The sequence below is a fragment of the Catellatospora methionotrophica genome, from assembly GCF_011297335.1.
Taxonomy (GTDB): domain Bacteria; phylum Actinomycetota; class Actinomycetes; order Mycobacteriales; family Micromonosporaceae; genus Catellatospora; species Catellatospora methionotrophica.
In genome coordinates, this window is record NZ_JAAOTJ010000037.1 from 33,128 (window position 1) to 39,547 (window position 6,420).

Annotated in this window: 3 protein-coding genes; all 3 read right to left on the reverse strand. The window is 70.6% G+C overall.

Annotation, left to right across the window (positions count from 1 at the left end):
- Positions 1–196: 196 nt before the first annotated feature.
- On the reverse strand, positions 197–2,188 hold the full coding sequence (uvrC, locus tag HAV40_RS36740; RefSeq protein WP_166388918.1) for an excinuclease ABC subunit UvrC: 1,992 nt from the start codon (positions 2,186–2,188) through the stop codon (positions 197–199).
- Between the two features lie 110 nt (positions 2,189–2,298).
- Entirely contained in the window at positions 2,299–2,754 is a 456-nt protein-coding gene (locus tag HAV40_RS36745) for a Rieske (2Fe-2S) protein (protein ID WP_166388919.1), read from the reverse strand.
- Positions 2,755–2,931: 177 nt separating this feature from the next.
- Positions 2,932–5,838, reverse strand: coding sequence for an excinuclease ABC subunit UvrA (gene uvrA / locus HAV40_RS36750; protein ID WP_166388920.1), 2,907 nt, complete (start codon positions 5,836–5,838; stop codon positions 2,932–2,934).
- Between the last annotated feature and the right edge of the window lie 582 nt (positions 5,839–6,420).

The following is a 6,420-nucleotide window of genomic DNA, read 5'->3' on the forward strand; positions in this document are numbered from 1 at the left end:
CGTCCTGGGCTCGCCCTGCTGCTCGTCGGGCTCGCCCGGCGTGCTGCGCCTGGCTGGTGTATCCACGCTCACGTGCGCCCCCACTGCTGTCGTCGCCGCCTGCCGGGGCGGCCGCCCACCGGCGGCCACCGGGTCCAGCGAACCCCACGTGGCGGGCGGGCACGTTGCCGCCGGATGTCGGCAACGAGAGAACATCCTAGCCAGGCGTGCCGGGTTCGTCCGCCGTGGCCAGCGTCGCACCCCGGACAGGGGCCGCCGGCGGCGGTGCCGCCGGATCGGGCGCGGGTTCCCCGGACGGGGCGGGCTCCGGCGGCACGCCCAGCGCGGTCAGCACCGCCACCGCGGTGCGCGGGCCGATGCCGGGCACCTCGGCGATTTCGGCGACGCTGGCCGCCGAGAGCCGTTTGAGCGAGCCGAAGTGGCGCAGCAGCGCCTTGCGGCGGATCTCGCCGAGGCCGGGCACGCTGTCGAGGTCGGAGGCGGTCATCCGGGCCGAGCGCCGCTCCCGGTGGAAGCGGATGGCGAAGCGGTGCGCCTCGTCGCGGACCCGCTGGAGCAGGTACAACCCCTCGGCGGTGCGGGGCAGGATGACCGGCATCGCGTCGTCGGGCAGCCAGACCTCCTCCAGCCGCTTGGCCAGCCCGCAGATCGCCACGTCGGTGACACCCAGCGCGGTGAGCACCCCGGCGGCCGCGTTGACCTGCGGCGCGCCGCCGTCGACCACGACCAGCTGCGGGGGGTACGCGAACCGCCGGGGCCGCCCCGCGACGGCCTCCTCGGTCGGGTCCACCGGCCCCTCGGCCAGGTAACGGGCGAAGCGCCGCCGCATCACCTCGCTGATCGCCGACACGTCGTCGGTCGCGCCCTTGATGATGAACCGGCGGTAGTCGGACTTCTTCGGCACGCCGTCCTCGAACACGACCATGCTGGCCACCACGTCGGTGCCCTGGATCTGCGAGATGTCGTAGCACTCGATGCGCAGCGGCGCGGCGGCCAGCCCGAGCGCGTCCTCGATCTCCTCCAGGGCCTTGCTGCGGGCGGTGAGGTCACCGGCCCGGCGCAGCTTGTGCTGGGCCAGCGCCTGCAGGGCGTTGCGCGCGACGGTCTCCATCAGGGTCTTCTTGTCCCCGCGCTGCGGCACCCGCAGGCTCACCCGCGAGCCCCGGTGCTGCGACAGCCACTCGGTCAGCGCGTCGGCGTCGGCGGGCAGCTCGGGCACGAGCAGCTCGCGGGGCACGTCGGACTCGCCGGTCTCGCCGCCGTAGATCTGGGTGCAGAAGTGGTGCACGAGGTCGCCGATGCTCAGCTCCTCGGTCTTGTCCACGATCCAGCCGCGCTGACCGCGCACCCGCCCGTCGCGTACGTGGAAGACCTGGACGGCGGCTTCGAGCGGGTCGTCGGCGAAGGCGACCACGTCGGCGTCGGTGCCGTCGGACAGCACGATCGACTGCTTCTCCATCGCCCGGCGCAGGGCGACCAGGTCGTCGCGCAGGCGCGCGGCGCGCTCGTACTCCATCGCCGCCGACGCCTCCTGCATGTCCTTCTCCAGGCGGCGCTGCATGTTCTCGGTGCGCCCGGCCATGAAGTCGCAGAAGTCCTCGACGATGCCCCGGTGCTCGGCCTCGCTGACCCGCCCGACGCACGGCGCGGAGCACTTGCCGATGTCACCCAGCAGGCACGGGCGGCCGATCTGGCCCGCGCGCTTGAACACCCCGGCCGAGCAGGTGCGCGCCGGGAAGATGCGCAGCAGCAGGTCCAGCGTCTCCCGGATGGCCCAGGCGTGCGAGTAGGGGCCGAAGTAGCGCACGCCCTTGCGCTTGGCCCCGCGCATCACCAGCAGGCGCGGATACTGCTCGTCGAGGGTGACCGCGAGGTACGGGTACGACTTGTCGTCGCGGTACTTCACGTTGAAGCGGGGGTCGTACTCCTTGATCCAGGAGTACTCCAGCTGGAGCGCCTCGACCTCGGTGCCGACCACGACCCAGTCCACGCCCGCGGCGGTGGTGACCATCTGCTGGGTGCGCTGGTGCAGCGTCCAGACGTCGGCGAAGTAGGAGTTCAGGCGGCTGCGCAGGCTCTTGGCCTTGCCGACGTAGATGATCCGGCCCTGGTCGTCGCGAAACCGGTACACACCCGGCGCGTCGGGAATCGTGCCCGGCGCGGGCCGGTACTGGGACGGATCAGCCACGCCGCCAAGCCTAGACGATCAGTCCGACACTGCTCCGGGCCGCGATCGGCCGTCCTCCCGGGGCCGGGCCGCGATCCACATGGGACGCGGCACCCGGCCCGGCGGGACGGTCAGGCGAGCTTGATCTCGCCGTTCTCGACCTTGATCTCCTTCTTGTCCAGCGGGCGCGGCGCGGGCGGGTTCAGCACCGAGCCGTCGGTGATCGAGAACTCGCTGAAGTGGCACTGGCACTTGATCTTGCCGGCCTCGACCTGGCTCACCGGGCAGTTCTGGTGCGTGCAGATGTTGCTGAACCCCACGTACTGCCCCGCCGTCGGCTGGGTCACCACGACGCCCTGCTCCTTGAAGATCACCCCGCCACCGACCGGGATGTCCGCCGCCTTGCCGAGCACGGTGCCCGCGCCGGTGGTCTCGCCGGTCGCGCCCGGGGTGGTCGCCCCACCGGTCGGCGTGGTCGCGGGCGCCTCGGAGCCACACGCGGCGAGCAGGGCGCCGGCGCCGACAGCGCCCGCGGAGGCCAGCAGGACCCGGCGCGAGGTCGCGCCGGACGTCGTCACGTCACTCATGGGGGGCCTTCCTAGGTGAGAAGTTCTCTGATCAACCTAGCGGCCCGTTCTGAAATTTAGCTGCGAGTTCAACTATTTTCCCACACCGCAGCCTGCAAGATCGCTGTCTACGGCCAGAAAGTGGGCCCTGACCTCACTCTTTGACCGTAAACAGCGATCTTCACGACTCCTGCGGGGTCAGCCGACGGCAGCCTTGGTGCGGGCCTTGCGGGCGCGCGGCGGGGTCGCCGGGGCAGCCGGGGCCTTGGCGAGCATGGGGGCCAGGAACTGGCCGGTGTAGCTCTCGGCGACGGCTGCGAGCTGCTCCGGCGTGCCGGTCGCGAGCACGCCGCCGCCCCGGTGGCCACCCTCGGGGCCCATGTCGATCAGGTGGTCCGCCGACTTGATCACGTCGAGGTTGTGCTCGATGACGATGACCGTGTTGCCCTTGTCGACCAGCCCCTGCAGCACCAGCAGCAGCTTGCGGATGTCCTCGAAGTGCAGGCCGGTGGTCGGCTCGTCGAGCACGTACACGGTGCGGCCGGTGGAGCGCTTCTGCAGCTCGGAGGCGAGCTTCACGCGCTGCGCCTCACCGCCGGACAGGGTCGGCGCGCTCTGCCCTAGGCGCACGTAACCCAGGCCGACGTCGACCAGCGTCTTGAGGTGGCGGTGGATCGCGGGGATGGCCTCGAAGAACTCGGCCCCCTCCTCGATCGGCATCTCCAGGATCTCGGCGATGGTCTTGCCCTTGTAGTGCACCTCCAGGGTCTCCCGGTTGTACCGGGCGCCCTTGCACACCTCGCACGGCACGTACACGTCCGGCAGGAAGTTCATCTCGATCTTGATGGTGCCGTCGCCGGCGCAGTTCTCGCAGCGCCCGCCCTTGACGTTGAACGAGAAGCGCCCCGGCCCGTAGCCGCGCACCTTCGCCTCGGTCGTCTCGGCGAACAGCTTGCGGATGTTGTCGAACACGCCGGTGTAGGTGGCCGGGTTCGAGCGCGGGGTGCGGCCGATCGGCGACTGGTCCACGCCGACGACCTTGTCCACATGCTCCAGGCCGGTGACCCGGGTGTGCCGCCCCGGCACCATGCGCGCGCCGTTGATCTGGTTCGCCAGCACCGTGTACAGGATGTCGTTGACCAGCGTCGACTTGCCCGACCCGGACACGCCGGTGACCGCGATGAACTGCCCCAGCGGGAACGCCACCGACACGTTGCGCAGGTTGTGCTCGCGCGCCCCGACGACGGTCAGCTCGCGGCCGGGCGTGGCCGGGCGGCGGTGCTGCGGCGTCGCGATCTCCCTGCGGCCCGACAGGTACGCCCCGGTCACCGACTCCTCGTTGACCAGCAGCTTGTCGTACGTGCCGCTGTGCACGATGCGGCCGCCGTGCTCGCCCGCGCCCGGACCGATGTCCACGACCCAGTCGGCGGTGCGGATGGTGTCCTCGTCGTGCTCGACGACGATCAGGGTGTTGCCCAGGTCGCGCAGCCGCACCAGGGTCTCGATGAGCCGGTGGTTGTCCCGCTGGTGCAGGCCGATCGACGGCTCGTCCAGCACGTACAGCACGCCGACCAGGCCGGAGCCGATCTGCGTGGCCAGCCGGATGCGCTGGGCCTCACCGCCGGACAGCGAGCCCGACGGCCGGTTCAGCGACAGGTAGTCCAGGCCGACGTCGACCAGGAAGCGCAGCCGCGCGTTGATCTCCTTGAGCACCCGCTCGGCGATGAAGCGCTGCCGGTCGTCGAGCTCCAGCCCGGCCAGCACCACCGCGGCCTCGCCCACCGACAGCGCGCACAGCTCGGCGATGTTGCGCCCGTCCAGGGTCACCGCCAGCACCTCGGGCTTGAGCCGGGTGCCCGCGCAGACCGAGCACGGCACCTCGCGCATGTAGCCCTCGTACTTCTCCCGCGACCACTCGCTCTCGGTGTCGGAGTGGCGGCGCTCCAGCCAGGTGATCACACCCTCGAAGCCGGAGTAGTACGAGCGCTCGCGGCCGTACTTGTTGCGGTAGCGCACGTGGACCTGGTTCTCCGCGCCGTGCAGGATCAGCTTCTGCGCCCCCGACGAGATCGCCCGCCACGGGGTGTTCATGTCGAAACCGTTCTCCTCGCCCAGCGCCTCCAGCAGACGGGAGAAGTACTCCATGGTCTGGCCGCCCGCCCAGGGGGAGATCGCGCCCTCAGCGAGGCTCTTCTCCGGGTCGGGGATGACCAGCTCCGCGTCGACCTCCTTCTTGGTGCCCAGGCCGGTGCACTCGGGGCACGCGCCGTAGGGCGAGTTGAAGGAGAAGACCCGCGGCTCCAGGTCCTCGATGCCGAGCTGGTGCTCGTTGGGGCAGGCCAGGTTCTCGGAGAACTTGCGCTCGCGGTGCTCGTCGTCCTCCGGCAGGTCGACGAAGTCCATGATCAGGATGCCGCCGGCCAGGCCGAGCGCGGTCTCCACCGAGTCGGTGAGCCGCTGCTTCGAGCTCTCCTTGACGGCGAGGCGGTCCACGACCACCTCGATGTCGTGCTTCTTCTGCTTGGCCAGCTTCGGCACCTCGGTCAGCGGGTGGACCACGCCGTCGACCCGTACCCGTGCGAAGCCCTTGCTCTGCAGGTCGGAGAACAGGTCGAGGTATTCGCCCTTGCGGCCGCGGATGACCGGCGCGAGCACCTGGAAGCGGGTGCCCTCGGCCATCGCCAGGACCCGGTCGACGATCTGCTGCGGGCTCTGCCTGCTGATCAGGTGACCGCAGACGGGGCAGTGCGGCTGGCCCACCCGGGCGAACAGCAGGCGCAGGTAGTCGTACACCTCGGTGATCGTGCCCACGGTCGAGCGCGGGTTGCGTGAGGTCGACTTCTGGTCGATGGAGACCGCCGGGCTCAGGCCCTCGATGAAGTCGACGTCGGGCTTGTCCATCTGACCCAGGAACTGCCGGGCGTACGAGGACAGGGACTCGACGTAACGCCGCTGGCCCTCCGCGAAGATCGTGTCGAAGGCGAGGCTCGACTTGCCCGAGCCGCTCAGCCCGGTGAACACGATCATCTTCTCGCGCGGCAGGTCCAGGCTGACGTCGCGCAGGTTGTGCTCGCGGGCCCCACGGATGATCAAGCGGTCGCTCACAGCAGGCTCTCCCCACACGGTCTTTCGGCGATGTCTTCAGGGCGGTCCGCCACGGCGACGCCCCAGCTCAGAGGCATGGGTCGAGCAGCACGACACGCTCGGCACGCAATGCAGTCGCGTGCCGTGGGCAACTCTAGCCCTGGCCTCCGACATTCTCGTTTCGCGCCACGAACACACGTGCTAACCCGGCGATTCGCGTGGCCGACGTCACCCCTGGCGGTCACCGTGGCCGGGCGCGCGGCCCCACCCGGCGTCGACCGATCAGATCACCCGTCAGGGTGAACAGCCCAGCCTCGGACCCGATTCCCTGCTCACCCGGCAGGGCCCCTGGTCACTCCCAGGGCCGCCGGTGCAGGGTCAGCTCGACGGTGCGCAGCAGGCGCTCGCGGTCCGCGCCGCCTCGGCGGCGAACCGACTCCACTGCCTCCGCGCGAAGATCGCCGTTTCGGGTCAAAACCTGCGGTCCGACCGCAGATCATGACCGGAGACAGTGATCTCCGCGCCGCAGCCGAGCCTGCCAGGCGGCGCCGGGCGGATCGGGGCGGGGGGTCGCCAGGTTGTACAGGCGCAGCACCCCCGCGA

Bases quoted from the DNA above. Each gene is read 5' to 3' on its own strand.
- HAV40_RS36745 (WP_166388919.1), bottom strand. From the start codon at position 2,754: ATGAGTGACGTGACGACGTCCGGCGCGACCTCGCGCCGGGTCCTGCTG.